The sequence below is a fragment of the Gordonia sp. N1V genome (assembly GCF_029269935.1).
Lineage (GTDB): Bacteria > Actinomycetota > Actinomycetes > Mycobacteriales > Mycobacteriaceae > Gordonia > Gordonia polyisoprenivorans.
Genome location: NZ_JARJDD010000002.1, coordinates 264990 through 286019 on the forward strand (window position 1 = coordinate 264990; position 21030 = coordinate 286019).

Annotated in this window: 20 protein-coding genes and 1 pseudogene; 13 read left to right on the forward strand and 8 right to left on the reverse strand. The window is 67.2% G+C overall.

Annotated elements, in window-relative coordinates:
- The first annotated feature begins 83 nt into the window (after positions 1 to 83).
- Positions 84 to 1469: a dihydrolipoyl dehydrogenase gene (gene lpdA, locus P3L18_RS03710; protein WP_026920339.1), complete on the forward strand. Its 1386-nt coding sequence runs from the start codon at positions 84 to 86 to the stop codon at positions 1467 to 1469.
- Between the two features lie 97 nt (positions 1470 to 1566).
- Here the strand turns inward: lpdA and P3L18_RS03715 are convergent, their stop codons facing one another.
- A complete protein-coding gene (locus P3L18_RS03715) occupies positions 1567 to 2331 on the reverse strand; it encodes a hypothetical protein (RefSeq protein ID WP_014358915.1) in 765 nt (254 codons plus the stop codon).
- Between the two features lie 163 nt (positions 2332 to 2494).
- On the opposite strand from P3L18_RS03715, the gene P3L18_RS03720 reads away from it, so the two are divergent.
- From P3L18_RS03720 to P3L18_RS03740, 5 genes and pseudogenes are all read left to right on the forward strand, one after another.
- On the forward strand, positions 2495 to 3376 hold the full coding sequence (locus tag P3L18_RS03720) for a 3-methyladenine DNA glycosylase (protein ID WP_079931296.1): 882 nt from the start codon (positions 2495 to 2497) through the stop codon (positions 3374 to 3376).
- A 129-nt stretch (positions 3377 to 3505) separates the two neighbouring features.
- Complete coding sequence (locus P3L18_RS03725) at positions 3506 to 4342, forward strand: ABC transporter permease (protein ID WP_079931297.1); 837 nt, start codon at positions 3506 to 3508, stop codon at positions 4340 to 4342.
- Between the two features lie 14 nt (positions 4343 to 4356).
- Positions 4357 to 5109, forward strand: a complete 753-nt coding sequence (locus P3L18_RS03730; RefSeq protein WP_020172352.1) for an ABC transporter ATP-binding protein — start codon at positions 4357 to 4359, stop codon at positions 5107 to 5109.
- Positions 5110 to 5211: 102 nt separating this feature from the next.
- Positions 5212 to 6252, forward strand: a complete 1041-nt coding sequence (locus tag P3L18_RS03735) for an ABC transporter substrate-binding protein (RefSeq protein WP_006372524.1) — start codon at positions 5212 to 5214, stop codon at positions 6250 to 6252.
- Positions 6249 to 7390: pseudogene (locus P3L18_RS03740) on the forward strand (LLM class flavin-dependent oxidoreductase). Before P3L18_RS03735 ends, P3L18_RS03740 begins: the two are co-directional and overlap by 4 nt.
- On the opposite strand, the gene P3L18_RS03745 reads toward P3L18_RS03740, so the two are convergent.
- Both P3L18_RS03745 and P3L18_RS03750 read right to left on the reverse strand, forming a co-directional pair.
- Positions 7341 to 7988, reverse strand: a complete 648-nt coding sequence (locus P3L18_RS03745; protein ID WP_276113271.1) for a methyltransferase domain-containing protein — start codon at positions 7986 to 7988, stop codon at positions 7341 to 7343. The pseudogene P3L18_RS03740 and the gene P3L18_RS03745 overlap by 50 nt on opposite strands.
- A 10-nt stretch (positions 7989 to 7998) precedes the next feature.
- Positions 7999 to 8535: a carboxymuconolactone decarboxylase family protein gene (locus P3L18_RS03750; protein WP_014358922.1), complete on the reverse strand. Its 537-nt coding sequence runs from the start codon at positions 8533 to 8535 to the stop codon at positions 7999 to 8001.
- 25 nt (positions 8536 to 8560) lie between these two features.
- Between P3L18_RS03750 and P3L18_RS03755 the strand changes: the two genes are divergently transcribed.
- The gene (locus P3L18_RS03755) at positions 8561 to 9028 is read left to right on the forward strand and encodes a MaoC family dehydratase (protein WP_020172349.1); all 468 of its coding nucleotides are present in this window, start codon (positions 8561 to 8563) and stop codon (positions 9026 to 9028) included.
- A 12-nt stretch (positions 9029 to 9040) separates the two neighbouring features.
- On the opposite strand, the gene P3L18_RS03760 is transcribed toward P3L18_RS03755, so the two are convergent.
- The 4 genes from P3L18_RS03760 to ramB all read right to left on the reverse strand — a co-directional run bounded on the left by P3L18_RS03760 (position 9041) and on the right by ramB (position 13358).
- Positions 9041 to 9226 (reverse strand): hypothetical protein, encoded by a 186-nt coding sequence (locus P3L18_RS03760; protein ID WP_014358924.1) that lies wholly within the window; start codon positions 9224 to 9226, stop codon positions 9041 to 9043.
- Positions 9227 to 9306: 80 nt separating this feature from the next.
- Positions 9307 to 9486 (reverse strand): hypothetical protein, encoded by a 180-nt coding sequence (locus P3L18_RS03765; protein ID WP_014358925.1) that lies wholly within the window; start codon positions 9484 to 9486, stop codon positions 9307 to 9309.
- A gap of 71 nt (positions 9487 to 9557) precedes the next feature.
- Entirely contained in the window at positions 9558 to 11834 is a 2277-nt protein-coding gene (locus P3L18_RS03770; RefSeq protein ID WP_276113272.1) for a protein kinase, read from the reverse strand.
- 87 nt (positions 11835 to 11921) lie between these two features.
- On the reverse strand, positions 11922 to 13358 hold the full coding sequence (gene ramB / locus P3L18_RS03775; protein ID WP_276113273.1) for an acetate metabolism transcriptional regulator RamB: 1437 nt from the start codon (positions 13356 to 13358) through the stop codon (positions 11922 to 11924).
- Positions 13359 to 13450: 92 nt separating this feature from the next.
- Between ramB and P3L18_RS03780 the strand changes: the two genes are divergently transcribed.
- From P3L18_RS03780 to P3L18_RS03795, 4 genes are all read left to right on the forward strand, one after another.
- On the forward strand, positions 13451 to 14251 hold the full coding sequence (locus P3L18_RS03780; protein WP_276113274.1) for a hypothetical protein: 801 nt from the start codon (positions 13451 to 13453) through the stop codon (positions 14249 to 14251).
- A gap of 493 nt (positions 14252 to 14744) precedes the next feature.
- Positions 14745 to 16031 carry an isocitrate lyase gene (aceA, locus tag P3L18_RS03785; RefSeq protein WP_006372536.1) on the forward strand — a complete coding sequence of 429 codons (1287 nt, stop codon included), beginning with the start codon at positions 14745 to 14747 and terminating at the stop codon, positions 16029 to 16031.
- 184 nt (positions 16032 to 16215) lie between these two features.
- Positions 16216 to 17100 (forward strand): 3-hydroxybutyryl-CoA dehydrogenase, encoded by an 885-nt coding sequence (locus P3L18_RS03790; protein ID WP_276113275.1) that lies wholly within the window; start codon positions 16216 to 16218, stop codon positions 17098 to 17100.
- 200 nt (positions 17101 to 17300) lie between these two features.
- Complete coding sequence (locus tag P3L18_RS03795; RefSeq protein ID WP_079928634.1) at positions 17301 to 18074, forward strand: heparin-binding hemagglutinin; 774 nt, start codon at positions 17301 to 17303, stop codon at positions 18072 to 18074.
- A 34-nt stretch (positions 18075 to 18108) separates the two neighbouring features.
- On the opposite strand, the gene P3L18_RS03800 is transcribed toward P3L18_RS03795, so the two are convergent.
- On the reverse strand, positions 18109 to 18690 hold the full coding sequence (locus P3L18_RS03800) for a helix-turn-helix transcriptional regulator (protein WP_079928635.1): 582 nt from the start codon (positions 18688 to 18690) through the stop codon (positions 18109 to 18111).
- A 29-nt stretch (positions 18691 to 18719) separates the two neighbouring features.
- Here P3L18_RS03800 and P3L18_RS03805 point away from each other — a divergent pair, with 29 nt between their 5' ends.
- Complete coding sequence (locus P3L18_RS03805) at positions 18720 to 19958, forward strand: benzoate/H(+) symporter BenE family transporter (protein ID WP_276113276.1); 1239 nt, start codon at positions 18720 to 18722, stop codon at positions 19956 to 19958.
- Positions 19959 to 20266: 308 nt separating this feature from the next.
- Positions 20267 to 20857 (forward strand): hypothetical protein, encoded by a 591-nt coding sequence (locus P3L18_RS03810; RefSeq protein ID WP_276113277.1) that lies wholly within the window; start codon positions 20267 to 20269, stop codon positions 20855 to 20857.
- The last annotated feature ends 173 nt before the right edge of the window (positions 20858 to 21030 follow it).

The following is a 21030-nucleotide window of genomic DNA, read 5'->3' on the forward strand; positions in this document are numbered from 1 at the left end:
AAACCGTCGGTGTTCGAGGTGGTTACCGGCCAGTACCGGGGACGCTCTGCGCTGGTACCCGACGCCGTCGTAGGGTGGTGGCCGTGGCTGAACACTTCCAAACAGTTGTCCTGGGTGCTGGTCCAGGTGGGTACGTGGCCGCGATCCGGTCCGCCCAGCTGGGCATGAAAACCGCCGTCATCGAAGAGAAGTACTGGGGCGGTGTGTGCCTGAACGTCGGATGTATCCCGTCGAAGGCACTTCTCCGGAACGCCGAGCTGGCGCATATCTTCAACCATCAGGCGAAGACCTTCGGCATGTCCGGTGAGGTCTCCTTCGACTTCGGTCCGGCATTCGACCGCAGTCGCAAGGTCAGTGAGGGCATCGTCAAGGGTGTCCACTTTCTGATGAAGAAGAACAAGATCACCGAGATCGACGGATACGGTGTGTTCCAGGACGCGAAGACCCTGAAAGTGGGGGACCGCGAGATCACCTGGGACAACCTCATCATCGACACCGGATCGACCGTCAAGCTGCTGCCGGGCGTCGAGCTGAGCGACAACGTCGTCACCTACGAGACCCAGATCCTCACCCGTGAGCTCCCCGAGTCGATCGTGATCGTCGGTGCCGGCGCGATCGGCATGGAATTCGGGTACGTGCTGGCCAATTACGGGGTCGACGTCACGATCGTGGAATTCCTCGATCGGGTCCTGCCCAACGAGGACGTCGACGTCTCCAAGGCCATCGCCAAGGAATACAAGAAGCTCGGCGTCAAGGTGCTGACCTCGACCAAGGTGCAGACCGTCACCGACAACGGTGACAGCGTGACCGTCACCTACAAGGACGCCAAGGACAACGACGGTGAACTGACCGTCGACAAGGTCCTGATGTCGGTCGGCTTCGCCCCGCGCGTCGACGGCTACGGCCTCGAGAAGACCGGCGTCGAACTCACCGAACGCGGCGCCATCGCGATCGACGACCACATGCGCACCAACGTCGACGGCATCTATGCGATCGGCGACGTGACCGCCAAGCTGCAACTCGCACATGTGGCCGAGGCGCAGGGCGTGGTCGCCGCCGAGACGATGGCCGGCGCGGAGACGATGACACTGGGCGACTACCGCTTCATGCCGCGCGCGACGTTCTGTCAGCCGCAGGTCGCCTCGTTCGGTCTCACCGAGGCACAGGCCAAGGACGAAGGCTACGACGTGACCGTGTCGACCTTCCCGTTCTCCGCCAACGGCAAGGCGCAGGGACTCGGCGAGACCGCCGGCTTCGTCAAACTCCTCACCAACTCCGAGACCGAGGAACTCCTCGGCGGACATCTGGTGGGCGACAACGTCTCCGAGATGCTTCCCGAGCTGACGCTGGCCCACAAGTGGGACCTCACCGCGCGTGAGCTGGCACGCAATGTCCATACCCACCCGACGATGAGCGAAGCGCTGCAGGAAACGTTCCACGGCGCGATCGGACACATGATCAACCTCTGAGTCACGCGACGAACGCGGCCCGTCCCGGCCAACGCCCGTGGTGCACACCGGCGCGGACCGGGACGGGCCGCGTTCGTCGTGTTCGACGCCGGAGCGCTCAGCCGTCGGCGGCCACCTTGTTCACCGCCGCGGTGAAGAACTGCCGGAAGGCGGCGTCGTCGGGAGCGGAGCCCGGTGTGGTCGCGGTGTAGAGGGCCGAGACGCTGTACCCCTTCACCGACGCGAAACCGGTGTAGGTGGTGACGGTCACGACCTGGCCGGCCGTGGAGACCTTCTGGTCCTGACGCAGCACCAGGACATCGCCCGGATCCGCCTGGGTGGCCGGTGCGGGTATCACGGTGTTGGTCGCGGTCGCGGTGGTGCCTGCGGCCGCGCCGGTGTTGATCGTGATCGAGAAGTTCTTGCAGGGTCCCGTGGCCCTCGCCCGTGCCGCGGCGACGTCGCTCGACTGCGCGGCGAGGCCTTCGCTGAGAATGCCGCCGCTCGTCGAGGTCGCGACCGCGACACCGAGCTTCGAGGCATCCACGTCCGGCAGCTTCTGCAGATCGGCGCACGCGGACGGGGTGATCGTCGCGTTGCGGGTGGTCCCCTGGAACTGCGACACCGCCTGCTGGAACTGATCCTCCGGCAGCGGGGTGAGGGTGAATCCGGCCGGGAGATCGGCAGCGGTGACCACCAGGGCCTTGACCTTCGCCGGATCGCCGCTGGTCGTCGATACGGTGCTCGGCGACGCCGTGGACGGACCTGCCGACGTTGTGTCAGCGGCCTGCGGTGTCCCCGACGTCGTGCAGCCTGTGATCAGCAGAACCGAGGTGGTGGCCGTCGCGGCCGCCAGAGAACTGCGGATGACCGTGTTGCGCATGAAGTGCCCCCTGTGTCGATGGTTCCGGGCACACCGGAGCCACCGATGAGGGTAACGGCCGGCTGGGCGTCCTTTCCACGGATGGTCGTTCGCGTGAACGCCTCGTCCGCGGTGGTTCGTCCCCGCCCGGGAGTGTCGGGAACGATGGATACAGTCGAGGACGATGAACGCCGAGCGCACCAGGGTGTGGACGCCGCCGGGACCGGTGGATCTGCGATACACGCTGGGACTGCACCGGCGCGGCGGAGGTGACCCCGCGTTCCGCTACGGCCGCGACGGGTCGGTGTGGCGCGCGAGCCACACCCCGGACGGAGCGGCAACCCTGACCGTGCGTGTCGACGGTGAGCGCATCGTCGGCCGCGCGTGGGGCGACGGCGCCGACTGGCTGCTCGAATCGATGCCCGCAATGCTCGGCGGCGACGACGCCCCCGAGTCCATGCCCGTCCACGACGACGTGGTCGCCGGACTCGTTGCCCGCTCGCGCGGGTTGCGCATCGGGGCCACCGGGCGCGTGTGGGAGGCGCTCGTGCCGGCCATTCTCGAACAGAAGGTGGTCGGTGCCGAGGCCTGGCGGGCGTGGCGATACCTGGTGCGCCGCCACGGTTCCCGGGCGCCGGGGCCGGTGCCCGACGACATGCGGGTGCCGCCGCCGCAGGAGCTGTGGCCCTCGATCCCGGTGTGGGACTGGCACCGCAGCGGCGCCGAGCCGGTGCGGATGCGCACGATCCGAGGCGCCACCTCACTCGATGTGGAACGGCACGCCGGTCGGCTCGACATCCTGCGCGGTGTCGGCCCGTGGACCGTCGCCGAGACCCGGGCGCGTGCGGTCGGCGACGCCGACGCGGTGCCCGTCGGCGACTACCACATTCCGTCGGCGGTCGGGCAGACGCTCATCGGGGAGCCGGTGGATGACGCGCGCATGCTCGAACTCCTCGAACCCTATGCCGGACACCGCTATCGGATCATCCGGATGGTCGAGATGCACGGCTCGCGTCCCCAGCGACGGGGCAACCGGATGAGCGTGCGCGACTATCGCTCGATGTGATCCCCACCCGGCCCCGGCCTGCTCCGATACCTGCTGTCGCCGGACGGGGAGGTGGCACAGGGCACTTCGCCTCAGGCTGAGCGCAAGTGTTCTGTCGGCGTCGGATCTGCCGCATCATTGCCCACCATCATGGCTATCTCTCTTTCTTCCACGTCGCCGTCCGCGGCGCCACCGGGCACCAAGTCGGCTGCGCAGATACGCGCGGCACGACGCTCACGTGTGCTGACGTGGATTCGGGTCCTCTCACCCATCGGGGTGCTCGCACTCTGGCAACTCGGCAGCGCCCTGGGAGTACTGCCGCAGGACAAACTGCCCGCACCCTCGCTGATCGCCGAGGCGGGTTGGGAGAAGCTGCAGAGTGGTGAACTCACCGACGCCATTGTGGCCTCCACCGAACGCGTGGCGATCGGCCTGGGGCTCGGTGTGGTCATCGGCATCGGGCTCGGGGTGATCGTCGGACTGAGCCGGCTCTCGGATGCGATCATCGACCCCAACATGCAGGCGATCCGGGCGCTCCCGCTGTTCGGTCTCATCCCGCTGTTCATCCTGTGGTTCGGTATCGAGGAGACACCGAAGATCCTGCTGGTGGCCCTCGGTGCGATCTTCCCGCTGTATCTCAACACCTCTGCGGCGATCCGCCAGATCGACCCGAAGCTCCGTGAGAATGCCAAGGTGCTCGGATTCGGCCGCCTGCAGACGATTCGGGAGTTGGTCATCCCCAGTGCCATGCCGCAGATCCTCGTCGGACTCCGGCAATCACTGGCGATCGCCTGGCTCAGTCTGATCGTCGCCGAACAGATCGCCGCGACTTCCGGGCTGGGATACCTGATCAACAACGCGCGTGACTTCCTCCGCACCGACGTCGTGTTCTTCGGCCTGATCATCTATGCGGCACTGGGATTGATCACCGACGCGATCGTGCGCGCGTTGGAGAAGTACACCACGCGCTACCAACGGACCAACTGAAGGAGGGCCGGCCCATGACTGCCACCATCGATGCCGCGAGCGCCACGCGGACAACGCAATCGACCGAGATCGCCGGGCAGGTATCCGCGGCGACCTTCGCCTACGGCGACGCGGAACCGGTGCTGCGCAACGTATCCCTGACCGTGCGCACCGGCGAGATCGTCGCCATCATCGGCCGCAGCGGCAGCGGCAAATCTACCCTGCTGCGGCTGCTCGCCGGCCTGTCGCAACCCTCGACGGGTGACGTCACCACGTCCGGGGCACCCGCGGTGGCATTTCAGGAGCCCCGACTGTTCCCGTGGCGCACGGTGCGCCGCAACGTCGAATTCGGGGTCGTCCGTTCCCGACTCAAGGGTGCGGCGGCCGCCGCCCGGGTCAACGACACGCTCGCCGAGGTCGGGCTGGCCGACAAGGCCGACGCGTGGCCGGCGCAGCTGTCCGGCGGTCAGGCCCAACGGGTCTCGTTGGCGCGCGCCCTGGTTGCCGATCCGCAACTGTTGCTGCTCGACGAACCGTTCGGTGCTCTGGACGCATTGACGCGGGCGGCCATGCACCGGCTGCTGATCAACCTGTGGCAGGCCCACGGATTCAGCGTTCTCGTCGTGACCCACGACGTCGACGAGGCGCTGCGCCTCGCGGACCGGGTGGTCGTGCTCGCCGACGGGCACATCGCCGCCGACGTCACCGTCGACGCGCCACGTGATCCCGACGGCGCAGCGCAGACCGCGCATCTGCGGACCCGGCTGCTCGACGCTCTCGGCGAATAGGGCACTCACCGCAACCTCCCGCTCACCAGTTTTCTCGTGCCCGACGTCTGTCGGGTCGGCATCATCGAAAGGCTCGTGGAAGAAATGTCTCGTGGTTCACGCATGTCCGCCGGAGGGTTCCGCGGACGTGCGACGGTACTCGTCGTCCTGGCCGGGATTCTCGCGCTGGCGCTCAGTGGCTGTGTCAGCAAAGAGGATTCGACCGGCGCCGTGGCCGACGCCAGCGTCGATCCCGCACAGTTGGCCGGCCTGACGTTGCGCGTCGGCGACCAGAAGGGCGGTACCGAATCGCTCATGCGCGCTGCGGGAGAACTCGATTCGCTGCCGTTCAAGGTCGAGTTCTCGACGTTCACCTCGGGTCCGCCCGAGATCGAGGCCGCCACCGCGGGCAAGATCGACTTCGCCGTCACCGGTAACACGCCCCCGATCTTCGGTGCGGCGTCGAACGCGAAGATCAAGATCGTCTCCGCCTACACCAACAACGCCGGTGGTGACGTCATCCTCGTGCCCGCCGGCTCCACCCTGACCTCCGTCGAACAACTCAAGGGCAAGAAGGTCGCTGTGGCCAAGGGAAGTTCGGCCCACGGCAATCTCCTCGAGCAGTTGAGCAAGGCGAACCTGAAGCTCGGCACCGACGTCACCCCGGTCTTCCTGCAGCCCGCCGACGCGTTGTCGGCCTTCTCCAGCGGGGCGGTCGATGCGTGGGCGATCTGGGACCCGTATACGGCTATCGTGCAAAAGGATTCGGGTGCGAAGATCCTCGCCTCGGGGACCGGGGTGGTCAACGGCTACGGCTTCGGCATCGCGTCCAATGAGGCCCTTGCCGACGCCAAGCGCAACACCGCGCTGCGGATCTTCGTCGAACACCTGGCCAAGGCCAGCAAGTGGGCGTCAGCCAACGTCGAGACCTGGTCGCAGCAGTACGCGAAGGCGATCGGCATCGACCCGCAGGCCGCACTGGCGGCACAGCAGCGCAGCGTCCGGCCGGCCATCGAGATCGACGACACCGTGGTCGCCTCGGAGCAGAAACTGGCCGACGCCTTCGCCGCCGCCGGCCAGCTCGACCACAAGCCCGTCATCGCCGACTTCGTCGACAAGCGCTTCAACTCCACCGTGGCGCCCTACGCAGTGAGTACGCAATGACCGCAGAAGCCCAGCGCGAGGCGCACTTCCACTGGTTCCTGCCGACCTCCGGCGACGGACGCGAGGTCATCGGCGGATTGCAGTCGGCAGGCATCCTGGGCACCGCGTCCGCGATCCGGCCACCCGATCTCGACTATCTCGCGCTGGTGGCGAAGACCGCCGAACGGTTGGGTTTCGAGTCGGTGCTGACCCCGACCGGAACCTGGTGCCACGATGCGTGGCTGACCACCGCCGCACTCATCCGGGAGACGAGCCGCCTGAAGTTCCTCGTCGCCTTCCGGCCCGGGCTGATCACCCCGACGCTGGCCGCCCAGCAGGCCGCGACCTTCGCCGAGTTCTCCGGCGGCCGTCTCGCCCTCAACATCGTCACCGGCGGTGACGCGCAGGAGCAGGCGCGGTTCGGTGACCGGCTCACCAAAGGGCAGCGCTACGCCCGCACCGGGGAATTCCTGCAGATCGTCCGGCACGCCTGGTCGGGGACGCCGTTCGATTTCTCCGGTGAGCATTACGACGTCACCGGCGCGGTGGTGGGCCATCCGCCGAACCCGGTGCCGCAGGTGTTCTTCGGTGGTGCCAGCGAGTACGCGCGTGAGGTGGCCGCGGCCACCGTCGACACCTATCTCACCTGGACCGAACCGCCGGAGAAGGTGGCCGCACTCGTCGAGGACGTCCGTGCCCGCGCCGCCCGGCACGGCCGGGAGCTGACCTTCGGCATCCGGGCGCACGTGATCACCCGCGACACCCGCGAGGAGGCCTGGACCGAGGCCCGCAAGTTGGTCTCGCGGATGGACCCGGCATTGATCGAGCTTGCCCGCCAACGGCTCTCGCAGTCGGAGTCCGAGGGCAACGCCGGCAGCTCGCCCTCAACGCCGACCTCGACAACCTCGAGGTGTACCCGGGGCTGTGGGCGGGCTATGGTCTGGTTCGCCCGGGAGCCGGAACCGCGTTCGTCGGCAGCCACGCCGAGGTCGCCGACCTCATCGCACAGTATCGGGCGATCGGCATCGACCACTTCATCCTGTCCGGGCAACCGCACATCGAGGAGGCCTTTTGGTTCGCCGAAGGCGTGGCGCCGCTGGTGCGTTCGGTCAGTGCCGGCCGGGAGCCTGCGCCAGCACGTACTGCCCCTCACCGATGACGGTCTGCTCGATGTGCTCGGCACCGCCACGGCGTAGCGCGCCGGTGATCTCGTCGCGCCCGAAGACGCGGTAGCCGCCGATGGCCGCCAGCGTCTTCACCCCGGGCACCGTCGAGACCGGTCCGGCCACCGAGGTGAACACCACCAGCAGCGCACCGGGGCGCGCCACCCGCAGCATCTCGTCGAGCACAGGGAGCGGGTCGGGGATCAGGTAGAGCGCTGCCAGGCAGATCACCTCGTCGAAGGTGTTGTCGGCGAACGGGATCGCGTGCGCGTCGACACGGAGGTAACTCGCGCGGACGATGCTGTTGGTGGCGACCGCGGTGTGCAGCATCGACGGTGAGTAGTCGATGCCGACCACGCGTCCATCGCCGGTGAGACCCGCAGCAATGTCCCGGGTGTAATTGCCGGGCCCACAAGCGATGTCGAGAACCATACGTTCACCGGGCCGGCACAGGTAGGCGCGCAATGCGGCGTCGTAGTCGGCGGTCTCGGGACTGCCGAGACTGAAGCCGCGGGTGAACACCGGCCGCCATGCATGCTCGTAGACGCGGGAGAACAGGGGGTTACGCATCATCCGCGCGGCAAACGACCCCATCGCCGAACGCCTAGGCGCGAACGTCGAGCTGCACGCGCAGGGTGTGCAGGGTGGTGGCGAGCATGTCGTACTGACCGACGAGCAGAAGCAAGCCGATGGTGCGGCGCTCGTCGAGATGGCGGCGCAGCGCCTCCCACGCGACGTCGTCGACGTCGTGGGTGGTCACCAGTTGGTCCACGACGCGCAGGATGGCGCGCTCGCGATCCCCCCACCCGGCGTCGGGACCCTCGAGGATGCGCGCGAGTTCGTCATCGGTGATGCCCGCGCGTTTGCCGATCCGACGATGATGGTCGAGCTCGTAGGCCGACCCGCGCAGGTGCGCGACGCGGATGATCACCATCTCGGAGTCCTTGCGGGACAGCGTCCCGAACGGCATCAGCCGCGCCCCGAAGTACAGCCACGCCCGGAACAGACCACGGGTGCGGCCCAGCGTGGAGAAGATGTGGGTGTCATGGACACCGGTGACGCGCGCGGCGAGGCGGGTGAAGGCCCAATTGGCGGGACCGAGGTCACGGAATCCGCCGGGAGCGATCCGAGGGGTGCTCATGGCATCACGGTAGACTACGGCGACTATGACGACTATCACACCGCGCGTGTTCGGCTCCCTCGATGACGTCAAGGCCGCGATCGGCGAAGACCTCGGCTCCGGGGAATGGCTCGAGATCACCCAGGAACGGGTCAACCAGTTCGCCGAGGCCACCGGCGACCACCAGTGGATTCACGTCGACCCGGAGCGCGCGAAGGCCGGGCCGTTCGGTGCGCCCATCGCACACGGCTTCCTGACACTCTCGTTGCTGCCGATGCTCGCCGGGTCGATCTTCACCGTCGAGGGCCCCAAGCTCGTCATCAATTACGGCATGAACAAGGTGCGTTTCCCCAATCCGGTGCCGGTCGGGTCCCGGATCCGCGCCAACGCCGTGATCACCTCCGTCGAGGAGGGTCCCAAGGGCGTGACCATGGTGGTGCGCAACACCGTCGAGATCGAGGGCGCCGACAAGCCCGCATGCGTCGCCGAGAACGTCCGGGTGATGGTCTACTGACCCTCGTGCGGATCAGGGCGGCGGCGCCCCGGTGACGGTGGTCGTCGTGGTGTAGGTCGCGGTGGTGCTCACGGTCACCGTACTCACGCGCACCGTGGTGTTGGTGACCGTCGTCGTCTGTGTGGTTCCCGAACCGCCCCCGCACGCGGCGAGACAGGAGACCACGACCAGCGCCGCCACGCCCACGGCGAGGCGCATTCGCGTCCAGCGGACCGGCGGTCGTGTGTGATCAACCTGTGGCACAGCCGTTTTCCGGCGGTGCTTGTGGATGTGGCTCATCACGACGTCTCCGTGGCGGTCACCGTCGCGACCGTCGACGTCGTGGTGGTCGTGGTCGTCGTCTCGATGACCGTCGTCCGGGTCACCGTCTGCACGGTCGGCGCCGAATCGTTGCCGCACGCTGCCAGGCCGAGTGTCGCGACGGCGACGGCCACCAGTGCGCCGGTGAGGCGTTTCATGAGGCTCCCTGTTCTTGTGGTGGGCTGTCTGCCGGTGAACGGCTGTGCGCACGTGCTGGTTGCCGGCGGGGTCATGACGGGAGGTTCACCACCGCAGTCGGGCGGGTGACCGGCGACGTACCGAACTGATTGTTGCCGACCTGGCCGACTTCGTTTGCGCCCCAGCAGTAGATGACGAGATCGGAGATCGTGCAGGCCGTACTCCGGGCGGTGGTGATCGCGGTGACCCCCCTGTCCATTCCCGTGACGAGTTGCGGAACGGTGGGCTGGTTGCCGTCGTCGGTCGAGCCGGTACCGATCTGCCCGTCGTCGTTGTCGCCCGCGCAATAAGCCCTGGCCCCGGCGACCAGGCAGGTGGCGAAATATCCGGCCGAGATGTCGGTGACCGGTCCCGTCGGTCCGGTCACCGCCGTCGGCGCGTTCACCGGTGACGACTCGCTGCTGCTGATCTGATGAAAAGTGTTGTTGCCCCAGCAATATGCCTTCTCGTCGGCAACCGCGCAGCTGTGGTAGTAGCCGGCGCTGATGCGGGTGACGGTACCGGCGATACCCGGGACCGCCACGGCGGTGGTGCTGTCGGCGGTCGAGCCGTTGCCGACCTGTCCGTCGGAGTTGTAGCCCCAGCAGTACACCGCGCCCCCGGCTATCGCACAGACCGTGCGATACGCCGACGAGATCGCGCTCACGCTGCTCGGCAGTCCCTGCACGAGCGTGGGTGTGACGACGTCCGAGGCCGACTCCTCGACGCCGTTGCCGAGCTGGCCGCCCGAGTTGTAGCCCCAGCAATAGGCTTTTCCGTCAGCGACGGCACAGGTGCTGTAGAAGCCGATCGCGATGTCGGTCACCGTGCCGGGCAGGCCCTTCACCTGTGCCGGGCGAGCAACCGTAGTCGACGACGCCTGGCCGGTCCCGAGTTGCCCATTGCTGTTGTCGCCCCAGCAATACGCCGTGCCCGCGGCCACCGCGCAGCTGTGATCCGACCCGGTGACGACCTTGTCCACCTTGTCGACACCCTCGACGCGGGTGGGTGCCAGCACATACTCGCTCGTGCCGTCCGACGGCGCCGGATCGCCGTTGCCGACCTGGCCGCTGGAGTTGTCACCCCAGCAGTAGGCGTGGTGATCGACGACGGCGCAGGTGGTCTCGCCACTGGAGGACAGTGCCGTCGCACCGACGCGGGGTGGCGCGGGAGACGGCCGGGTGAGCACCACGGTGGTGACGGCGACGCCGACGACGAGCAGCAGCGTGAGGACAACCGAGCTGCCGATCAGCAGTGACCGTCGCCGTCGACGTTGTCTCGGCGGAGCGGCCGGCCACGCCGGTGGCGCTCCGGGATGACCCGCGCCGGGATAGCCGAGGCCGGGGTGACCGAACGGCACCGGGCCCGGCGGCGGCCCGGGTGGGGGATAGGAGCCGAACGCGGGCGGCGACGCCACCATCGTCGCCGGCGCGGGCAGCATGGCCGGACCGGACGGGGCGGCGGGACCGGACGGTCCCCACACGGGGCCGATGATCGTCGGCGGCGCCGGTGGGGTCGCCAGCGCCGATGCCAGCGCCTCGGCGAAGTCCGAACAGGTGCCGAAGCGCTGCGCGGGATCGGCGGCGAGTGCGCGCGCCAGCACGGGGTCGGCCGCGGCGTACGCCGGCTGGGTCGGTGCCAGCGGCGGCACGGGTTTGGTCAGCTTCGACGCGAGCAGCGCCGCGGGGCCTTCCCCGCCGAACGGTGCACGGCCCGAAAGGATTTCGTACGCGGTGCAGGCCAACGAGTACTCGTCGGAGGCCGCGCTCGCCGGTTCGCCGTCGATCACCTCGGGAGCAGCGTGGACGAGGGTGCCCAGGAACAGGTTGGTCGCTGTCACGTGCGGGGACTCCGCGGCGCGGGCGATCCCGAAATCGAGCGTCACCACCCGATCGATGGCGCCGGTTCCCGCGTCGCGGGTGACGACGATGTTCGCGGGCTTGATGTCGCGATGGATCACGCCTCGACGGTGCGCGTGATCGAGGGCGTGTGCGATCGCCGTGATCACGGTGGTCGTCTCGCCGGCCGAGAGCCTGGCATGGGACAGGTCGGCACCGTCGAGGTAGGGCATCGTGAACCACGGAAGGCCGTCCTCGACGCCGAAGGCGTGGATCGCGATGATGTTCGGATGATCGAGGGACGCCACCGTCCGCGCCTCGTTGATGAAGCGTTCCCGCAGGCCGGGGGAGTGGGCGGCGCCCGCGATGACCTTGAGTGCCTGCTTGCGTCCCAACGCGGGATGCTCGACGAGGTACACCTCGCCCATTCCGCCCGCCCCGAGCTGTCCGATCACCCGATGACCGGCGAAGACCTGACCTTGTTCCAGCATCGAATCCCCCCGTCGATCCGATGAGGATAGCGAACGGTCGATGCACCGCCGTGATCGGTGCTGCATTCGCCGGCCGGGGCGGTCTCGTCAGATGTTCATGTACGGCGAGACCGTGCTCCCGTGCTCGTTGACCCGCAGACGCGTGCCCAGCGAGGGGAAGGCACGTTGCGCGCAGTGCTGGCGCTCGCACACACGGCAACCGGCACCGATCGGGGTGATCCGCGCCTGCGGACCGATCTCGAGCCCGTCGGAGTAGATGACACGCGCGGCATGTCGTAGCTCGCATCCCATGCCGATCGCGAAGGTCTTGCCGGGTTGGCCGAAGCGTGCCGCCCGACGCTCCACGGTCCGCGCGATCCAGAAATATTCACGGCCGTCGGGCATCTCGGCGATCTGGGTGAGGATCTTGCCCGGTGATCCGAACGTCTCGTACACGTTCCACAGCGGGCAGGTGCCGCCGGAGGAGGAGAAGTGGAACCCGGTGGCGGACTGGCGTTTCGACATGTTGCCGGCCCGGTCGACACGCACGAACGACCACGGGATGCCGCGCAGATTGGGCCGCTGCAACGTCGAGAGCCGGTGACAGATCGTCTCGTAGGAGACAGCGTAGAACGCCGAGAGCCGTTCGATGTCGTACCGGAAATCTTCGGCCGCACCGTGGAACTGGCTGTAGGGCAACAGGGTTGCGGCCGCGAAGTAGTTGGCCAGGCCATACCGGGCCAGCGAGCGTGCCTCGTCGCTGGTGAACGTGCCGGCCTCGACGAGCTCGTCGATGAGATCACCGAATTCGAGCAGCGCCAATTCGGTCGCGAGTTTGAAGGCACGCTGCCCCGACGACAGCGCCGCCGACACCTCCAGTCGGCGGGTGTCCGGGTCGAACCGGTGCAGCACATAGTCACCCAGGTCCACGCGGCGGACGACGGTGACCCCGTGACGCTTCTCCAGGCGATCGATGATCTCGCGGCGCACATCACCGGAATGCATACGCATCCGGGTGGTCGTCTCCTCTGCGGCGACGTCGAGTTCGTGAATGTAGTTGCGGCGCTGATAGAAGTAGTCACGCACTTCCTCGTGCGGTGCGGTGATCGCGCCGCGCATCGATCGGTCGCCGCGTTCGTCGGTCGCCGCGGCGAGCTGATCGGAGGAGTTGCGGTAGCGCCGGTACAGCGTGACCATCGCGTTCGCGATGTCGGGGTGCCCGGCGACCATCGCGCTGATCTCCTGCGGGTCGAGCGCGGTGTCGGTGGCCTCGACGTCGTCGTCGAGCAGCACCTCGCGGAGCTCGGCAACGAGGCGGACGTCGTCCTGGGAGTCGAAGAATCCGGCGTCGACGCCGAAGGTCTCGGTGATCCGGGCGAGCACCTTGGCGGTGAGCGGCCGCGCATCGTGCTCGATCTGGTTGAGATAGGACGGGGAGATCTCGAGTGTCTGGGCCAACGCGACCTGCGACAGGCCGCGCTCGGAACGCAGTTGGCGTAGGCGTGAACCCACGTAGGTTCGCGCACCCGCATAGGTCTTGGTCACCACACACCTCCGCTGCTCACCGTCGCCGGGACCCGCCCGGCCGATGCGCCCGATCCCGGGGGAGTCGATGAGCTTCAGGGTACGGTGACGGCGTGCGGGTAGGGCGCGCTCATCGGCGCAGGGGGACGGGCTCGCGGCCGGCGGCGCTGGTGGTGGGCCTCGTCGCGGCGGTGACGGTGGCGTGTGGTCATGCACCGACGACCGTCCCCGATCTGGCGGCCGCGCCGGCCGACCTGCTGCTCGACCCGTCGACGCTGCCGGTCGGTTTCACCGCCACCGAGTTGTCGGTGCCCCAGCTCGTCGACGCCAACTCCACGCAACTCAAGGCCTCCGACGCCACCGAGATCACTCCGCCGCAATGCCGGCCCACCGCCGATGCGAAGCTCAACCCGACCCTGACCGAGGCGAATTCGGCGGTACTGGCCGCGCAAGCCTCCTTCGGCGGGCTCGTCGAGTTGGTGACCACACAGATGCGCGACATCGGCGCCGACGTGGCCGCCATGACCGGTGCCTGTGCGCGCACGCAGACGATGATCACGACGGGCAACCTCACCGGGACGAGCATCGTCACCGAGCACACCGAGATGGCCACGCCCGAACTCGGCAAGGACGCGGAGAAGGTCGAGCAGATGCTGCTCGTGAAGTCGGCGACGACGACCACCCTGGCGGATCGGTCGGTCCGCACGCGCATCGACTACGTGGGCTACGCGATCGTCGCCCGCCCGGGCGGGGCCGCTCCGGTCTCGGTGAGTCTCACGGTGTCCGGTGACCCGACCGACGCCGTCGCGCCACCCGCAGCGCCGCCCGCCGCCCAGCCCCCGCTCGCCGAACAGGACTTCGTGACGCTGTTCGGCAGTGCGCTGTCGGTGGCCGCGGCGGGCCGCAAGAGCTGACGACGGCGTCGCGCCGGGGCATTCTGCGGTGGCCCGCCGGCGATGGGCTGTCCGATTTTGTGTGAAGGTCGTCACATCCTCATGGCCGGGCGAGGCGGGCCGGCGCTCACGCTGGTTGCCCGCCCTCGCATCGAGGGCGTCGGTCGGATCGTCGAAAATCCCAGTACGCGCGTACTTTTTTATGAAACGCGCGCGGCCTTCACACATCGCCTTTCGCAAAATTTGCAAAACCGAGGGGAATCATGGCCAGTGTTCACACCACAAACCTCACTGGACCTGCGGCTTTGCCCTGTGGCACTCTTGGTTGCAGACACAACCGGATCGCTTCGGCGAGTTCGCAAAAGTGACGGCGGCCCTCGGGTCCCGGCCATCGATTGCACCACTCACCGAAACCGGGCGTCTGTCAGCAAGGGATTCGGCTCGGGTTTCACGCACGGGCCGGACCACCATCGGTCACGTCGGGCCGAGTAGTACAACGAAAGCGAAGTGGCTAATGAGCAACGTCGGAAAGCCCCGTACCGCCGCGGAGATCCAGCAGGACTGGGACACCAACCCGCGCTGGAAGGGCATCACCCGCGAATACACCGCCGACCAGGTCGTCGAGCTGCAGGGCTCGGTCGTCGAGGACCCCACCCTGGCCCGTCGTGGCGCCGAGATCCTCTGGGAGGGTGTCAACGGCGACAACTACATCAACGCGCTCGGTGCCCTCACCGGCAACATGGCCGTTCAGCAGGTGCGCGCCGGCCTCAAGGCCATCTACCTGTCCGGCTGGCAGGTCGCCGGTGACGCGAACCTCTCCGGTCACACCTACCCCGACCAGTCGCTCTACCCGGCCAACTCGGTGCCGTCGGTCGTGCGCCGCATCAACAACGCGCTGCTGCGCGCCGATGAGATCGCCAAGGTCGAGGGCGACACCTCGGTCGACAACTGGGTCGTGCCGATCGTCGCCGACGGCGAGGCCGGCTTCGGTGGCGCGCTCAACGTCTACGAGCTCCAGAAGGCCATGATCGCCGCGGGTGCCGCCGGTACCCACTGGGAGGACCAGCTCGCCTCGGAGAAGAAGTGCGGCCACCTCGGTGGCAAGGTGCTCATCCCCACCCAGCAGCACATCCGTACCCTGACCTCGGCTCGTCTGGCCGCCGACGTCGCCGGCGCGCCGACCGTCGTCATCGCCCGCACCGATGCCGAGGCCGCCACCCTGATCACCTCCGACGTGGACGAGCGCGACAAGCCGTTCCTCGATGGGACCCGCACCGCGGAGGGTTTCTACGGTGTGAAGAAGGGCATCGAGCCCTGCATCGCCCGCGCCAAGGCCTACGCCCCGTACTCCGACCTGATCTGGATGGAGACCGGCAAGCCCGACCTGGAGCTGGCCCGCAAGTTCGCCGAGGCCGTCAAGAGCGAGTTCCCGGACCAGTTGCTGGCCTACAACTGCTCCCCGTCGTTCAACTGGAAGCAGCACCTCGACGACGCGACCATCGCGAAGTTCCAGAACGAGCTCGGCGCAATGGGTTTCAAGTTCCAGTTCATCACGCTGGCCGGCTTCCACGCCCTCAACTACTCGATGTTCGATCTGGCCTACGGCTACGCCCGCAACCAGATGAGTGCCTACGTCGAGCTGCAGGAGCGCGAGTTCGCCGCCGAGGAGCGCGGTTACACCGCCACCAAGCACCAGCGTGAGGTCGGTGCCGGATACTTCGACAAGATCGCCACCACCGTCGATCCCAACACCTCGACCGCAGCCCTCAAGGGCTCGACCGAGGAAGGTCAGTTCCACTAGGACTCGACTGTCCGCGATTGTGCGTACCAGACAGGCGGCCCGCGACTCACGTTGCGGGCCGCCTGTTCCTGTACGGGCGGGGTGTGGTCTCCCGTACAGGTGTCACGCGTCGTCGCCGAAGTTCGTTGTCGTGTAACGACATCGAGTGCTGGGTTCTTATTGATCTGTCGCTAGGAGTGCTGCAATGTCCGGTGAGATCATCTCGCGCGTGGGTGTCGTCGGCGCGGGGCAGATGGGTGCCGGGATCGCCGAGGTGTGCGCCCGCGCCAACGCCGACGTCCTGGTCTACGAGGCCACACGGGAACTGACCAGTGCCGGGCGGTCGCGCATCCTGCGCTCCCTCGACCGCGGTGTGTCGAGCGGCAAGCTCACCGAGCGCGAACGCGAACAAGCCTCGTACCGGCTGCGATTCACCTCCGATCTCGGGGATTTCGCCGATCGGCAGATCGTGTGCGAGGCGATCGTCGAGGACGAACTGGTCAAGACCCAGGTCTTCGCGCAACTCGACAAGGTCGTCACCGATCCCGATGCGGTGCTCGCCTCCAATACGTCGTCGATCCCGATCATGAAGCTGGGCATGGCAACCCACTGCGCCGGCCGGGTGATCGGCATGCACTTTTTCAACCCGGTGCCGGTACTGCCGCTCGTCGAACTGGTCACCACGTTGGAGACCGCGACCGAGGTGAGCGAGCGCGCCGAGGCCTTTGCCCACGACGTGTTGGGCAAACAGGTGATCCGATCGGCCGATCGCTCCGGGTTCGTCGTCAATGCGCTGCTCGTGCCGTATCTGTTGTCGGCGATCCGGATGGTCGACACCGGTTTCGCGACCGTGGAGGACATCGACAAGGGCATGGTGCTCGGTTGTGCGCACCCGATGGGGCCGATGCGGCTGGCCGACCTCGTCGGCCTCGATGCCGTCAAGGCGATTGCCGATTCGATGTACGACGAGTTCAAGGAACCGCTCTACGCGCCGCCACCGCTGCTGTTGCGGATGGTCGAGGCAGGTCGGATCGGTAAGAAGGCCGGGCGTGGTTTCTACTCCTACCCCGAAGGGGTCGCCGACGCGTAGCGGTAAGCGTGGCCGGTCGGCTATGACGGTGCTAACAAAGCGCTTGCAATTGCTAGCGAAGCGTGGATACTGGTACATGGAAGCGCCGCAACACCGACGATCTCGACCAGCTTTCACCGTCCCGACGATCACTCAGTGATCTCGAGAATCGACATTCGTTGCGCTGCTGAACTTCTGACAACCCCACCAAGGAGGCCGCAATGAGCACCGCCGAACGAACCCTGGCAAATCCCTTCTACGCAGTCGTCGGCGCGGGCGATCTGGCCATCGCGCAGGTGACCGATGCCGTCGCGCAGCTGCGCGAGCGGACCGAAACCGCCACCGAGACCGCGAGCACCCGCTTCGAGGAGACCAAGAGCCGGTTGAACAATCTGCCCGACGAGGTCCCGAGCATCGACGAGCTGCGTGCCAAGCTGAACCCCGAAGAGCTGCGCAAGGTCGCCGAGCCCTACGTCGAGCTGGCCACCACCTTCTACAACTCGCTTGCCGAGCGCGGTGAGGAGACCCTCGAGCGCCTGCGTCAGCAGCCGCTGGTCCAGGAGGGCCTGACCCGCGCCGAGAAGACCTACAACGACGCGGTCGACCTCACCGAGGACGCCCTCGGGGTCGTGTCGACCCAGACCCGCTCGGTCGGCGAGCAGGCCGCCAAGATCGCCGGTCTGGTCGGAGCCCGCGTCGGTGAGGCAGGCGACGCACTCGATGACGCAGCCGATGCCATCGGCGACAAGGTCGACGAGGCTGCACTCGAGGCCGGCGAGAAGCTCGACGAGGCCGCCGAGGCTGTCACCGAGGCCGGCGAGACCGTCAAGGCGCAGGCCGCGACCGCCGCATCCAAGATCGACGGGGCCGCAGGCACCGTGGAGGGCAAGGCGCGTACCGCGAACGACTCGCCCGCCAAGAAGATCGCTGCCGCCAAGAAGGCTCCGGCGAAGAAGGCTCCGGCCAAGAAGGCTCCCGGTCGCGCGACCAGCTGAGCTGACCCGGACTGAAACGAATTCTCAACGCCCCCTACGGCTTCGGCCGTGGGGGGCGTTTTCTGTCGGGTGGTTGTCTATCGGGGGTGTTGGGCGTCTCGGGTGAGTCGATGGTGAGCACCGCCAGCGCACCGTCGTCGCTTCGATAGCTGTGGTCGGTATCCGACATCCATTGCAGCGATCGGCCGGGTCCGGCGGTGTTCTCGGCCCCGAGCGGGCCGGCGGTGACGTGCCCGCGTACCACCCGGACATGTTCGACGACGCCGGGTCCGTGGGCGGGTGAGATCGTGGTGCCGCCTGGATGAACCGCGAGCCAGAACACCTCGGTGGTGGCACCGCCGGGATGGTGTTCGACATGCAGGAGTCGCGCCGAGAGGTGCGGGCCCGAGCCCTCGGTGCCCGAGTCCTCGCCGAGTAACGCGGTCAGCGGTACCCCGAGCGGGCCGGCGACGGCGTACAGAGTGTCGAGAGTCGGGTTGCGCCTGCCGGATTCGAGTTCGGACAGCGATCCCTTGCCGATGCCGGCGGCGCGGGCGAGTGCCGACAGACTCATGCCGCGCCGCTCCCGGGCCGCGGTGATACGCGCACCGACCGCAGATCTCCCCGGGTGTTCCATAAACAGAACGATAGCGTTATGGTGGCCCGATGACCACCTCCCCGGCGTCGTCGATCAGTGAGCCGATCACCGCGGGAATCATCACCGCGCTGGTCGGCTTCACGTCGTCGTTCGTCGTGGTGGTCGCCGGGTTGCGTGCGGTCGGTGCCGATCCCGGGCAGGCGGCGTCGGGTCTGCTCGCGCTCACCGTGACCTTCGCGGTCGGGATCATCGTTTTGTGCGTGGCCACGCGGAAGCCGATCACCCTGGCCTGGTCGACTCCGGGAGCGGCGATGCTGGTGGCCGCGGGCGCGGACTATCACGCCGGCTGGCGGGCTGCGGTCGGGGCTTTCCTCGTCGTCGGAATCCTGATCCTGGCGACGGGGCTGATCCCGGCTCTGGGTGATCTGATCGGCCGGATACCGACGCCGATCGCGCAGGCGATGCTGGCCGGCGTCCTGTTGACGCTATGCCTGGCACCCATGAAATCGCTTGCAGCGCAGCCGCTGCTGACGCTGCCGATTCTCGCCGTGTGGCTCATTGCGACTCGATGGCTGACCCGCTGGGCGTTGCCTCTGGCATTGGTGACTGCCCTCGTCGTGATCGGCATCTACGTCGCGGTGCACGGTGTCGGCGCGGGTGTGACGACGCAGTGGTGGCCGCAAATCGCCTGGACCACGCCGAGATTCGATGTGTCGGCGATCGTCGGGTTGGCCATCCCGCTCTATGTGGTGACGATGGCGTCACAGAATGTTCCCGGCGTGGCGGTGTTGAAGTCGTTCGGATACGACACCCCTTGGCGTCCTCCGATGTTCGTGACCGGGATGGGTACGGTCGTCGGCGCGCCGTTCGGTGGGCACGCCATCAACCTGGCTGCCTTGTCGGCGGCGCTGGCCGCGGGAGAGGAGGCGGGCGCCGACCGAACCCGGCGATGGATCGCCGGGGTGTCCGGCGGCATCAGCTATCTGGTGCTGGCGGTGGCTTCCGGAGCACTGGTCACCATCACCGCGATTGCGCCGCAGGGGTTGCTGGAGTCCGTGGCCGGGCTCGCACTGCTGGCAACGTTCGCCAACGCTTTACTTGGTGCGTTCACCCACAACGAATTTCGGATCGCATCGGGTCTGACGTTCGTCACCGCTGCCGCCGGCGTGACGTTCTGGGGGATCAGCGGCGCCTTCTGGGCCATCGTCGTCGGGCTCGTGTCCCACGGTGTGCTGCGTCGTCGAGGGTCAGCGTCCGGACCCGACGGGCATCGCGGAGTTGAGGATCGGCAGCGTAGCGCTCAGTGACTTGTGGGCCGATGCGGACAGGCAGCCGAACCTACTTCGAGATCGACTCCATCGCGTTTTGGTGATCGTGGCATGTCCGCGATCGCTTACCATGACGCTCGACCGCCGTCGCCCGGACGGATCCAGTGGCGCTCAGGAATGGGCTGCTTGGACGATGAACAGGACGAGTCCGACTGCATCTGGAATCTCGAAAACTCCGACGACTCTGGTGACCTCGCGGGCACCAACCGTGTGTTGTCGACACTGAGCGGCGACACTGCGCTGGGCGTTGTACGCGAAGACGGTATTGACCGCAGTACGCTCTATGCGTGGGGAGTTTCGTTTTCGATGAGAAGAGTCGCGTCGACGAGATTGGCGACGGAATTCGTGTCTCGCGCGTCGTCGATCGAGGTCTGGATCGTGCTCTGGCCCGGGATGCGCTACGGGCATCGTCGGCGCGAATAGTGGGGTCCACGGTTGCGAATGTACTGACAGTATCGATGGTGTGTTTCGCGCTGTCCCAGTTCGTTTCTCGGGGCACGGTGGTAGGATTTGCGGCGGGTTATCTGCTGTATGAATTGCTTCGCGTGCTCGCAGCTGTCATAGATCCATTTGTCCGATGGCGTCGGCTGCTGCAACCGGGCCAATGGGTATGGGCGGAGTTTGCGCCCGATGTGGTGATCACTGGCACCGACAACGCATCGGATGCGGTCTCTCGGGACAAGATCGTGAATGTGCGCTCAGGTCACGCCACCCTGATCCTCACGACCGAAAGTGGCCAGACCTCAATCGTTCCCAGGGCACTCACGCCGCCGTCCGTCGAAACCCAGCTTGTTCGACGCTTCCAGGGAATGAGTCCTGCGCAACCATCATCGGCCGAGTCTGGGGATGTACGCAACTCGGCCCAGTCGGACAACTGAGATCACGGAAGTCGGGGCCATGGTTCCGATGGCTCTCACGGCCGAATTGCTTTCGCGCCTGCGCGTTCGATAAAGGCACCTTGACCATCCGGTGGTGACCCCCGTCCGCCGGGGGCCACCACCGTGGGGTTTCGCTATGGAGTTGTCAAAGATCGGATGCGGTCCCGGCAGGG

Bases quoted from the DNA above. Each gene is read 5' to 3' on its own strand.
- P3L18_RS03795 (WP_079928634.1), top strand. From the start codon at position 17,301: ATGAGCACCGCCGAACGAACCCTGGCAAATCCCTTCTACGCAGTCGTC.
- P3L18_RS03735 (WP_006372524.1), top strand. From the start codon at position 5,212: ATGTCCGCCGGAGGGTTCCGCGGACGTGCGACGGTACTCGTCGTCCTG.
- P3L18_RS03745 (WP_276113271.1), bottom strand. From the start codon at position 7,988: ATGGGGTCGTTTGCCGCGCGGATGATGCGTAACCCCCTGTTCTCCCGC.
- P3L18_RS03770 (WP_276113272.1), bottom strand. From the start codon at position 11,834: ATGCTGGAACAAGGTCAGGTCTTCGCCGGTCATCGGGTGATCGGACAG.
- P3L18_RS03800 (WP_079928635.1), bottom strand. From the start codon at position 18,690: ATGGAACACCCGGGGAGATCTGCGGTCGGTGCGCGTATCACCGCGGCC.
- aceA (WP_006372536.1), top strand. From the start codon at position 14,745: ATGAGCAACGTCGGAAAGCCCCGTACCGCCGCGGAGATCCAGCAGGAC.
- P3L18_RS03715 (WP_014358915.1), bottom strand. From the start codon at position 2,331: ATGCGCAACACGGTCATCCGCAGTTCTCTGGCGGCCGCGACGGCCACC.
- P3L18_RS03750 (WP_014358922.1), bottom strand. From the start codon at position 8,535: ATGAGCACCCCTCGGATCGCTCCCGGCGGATTCCGTGACCTCGGTCCC.
- P3L18_RS03730 (WP_020172352.1), top strand. From the start codon at position 4,357: ATGACTGCCACCATCGATGCCGCGAGCGCCACGCGGACAACGCAATCG.
- P3L18_RS03765 (WP_014358925.1), bottom strand. From the start codon at position 9,486: ATGAAACGCCTCACCGGCGCACTGGTGGCCGTCGCCGTCGCGACACTC.
- P3L18_RS03720 (WP_079931296.1), top strand. From the start codon at position 2,495: ATGAACGCCGAGCGCACCAGGGTGTGGACGCCGCCGGGACCGGTGGAT.
- P3L18_RS03760 (WP_014358924.1), bottom strand. From the start codon at position 9,226: ATGCGCCTCGCCGTGGGCGTGGCGGCGCTGGTCGTGGTCTCCTGTCTC.
- P3L18_RS03755 (WP_020172349.1), top strand. From the start codon at position 8,561: ATGACGACTATCACACCGCGCGTGTTCGGCTCCCTCGATGACGTCAAG.
- P3L18_RS03805 (WP_276113276.1), top strand. From the start codon at position 18,720: ATGACCACCTCCCCGGCGTCGTCGATCAGTGAGCCGATCACCGCGGGA.
- P3L18_RS03790 (WP_276113275.1), top strand. From the start codon at position 16,216: ATGTCCGGTGAGATCATCTCGCGCGTGGGTGTCGTCGGCGCGGGGCAG.
- P3L18_RS03725 (WP_079931297.1), top strand. From the start codon at position 3,506: ATGGCTATCTCTCTTTCTTCCACGTCGCCGTCCGCGGCGCCACCGGGC.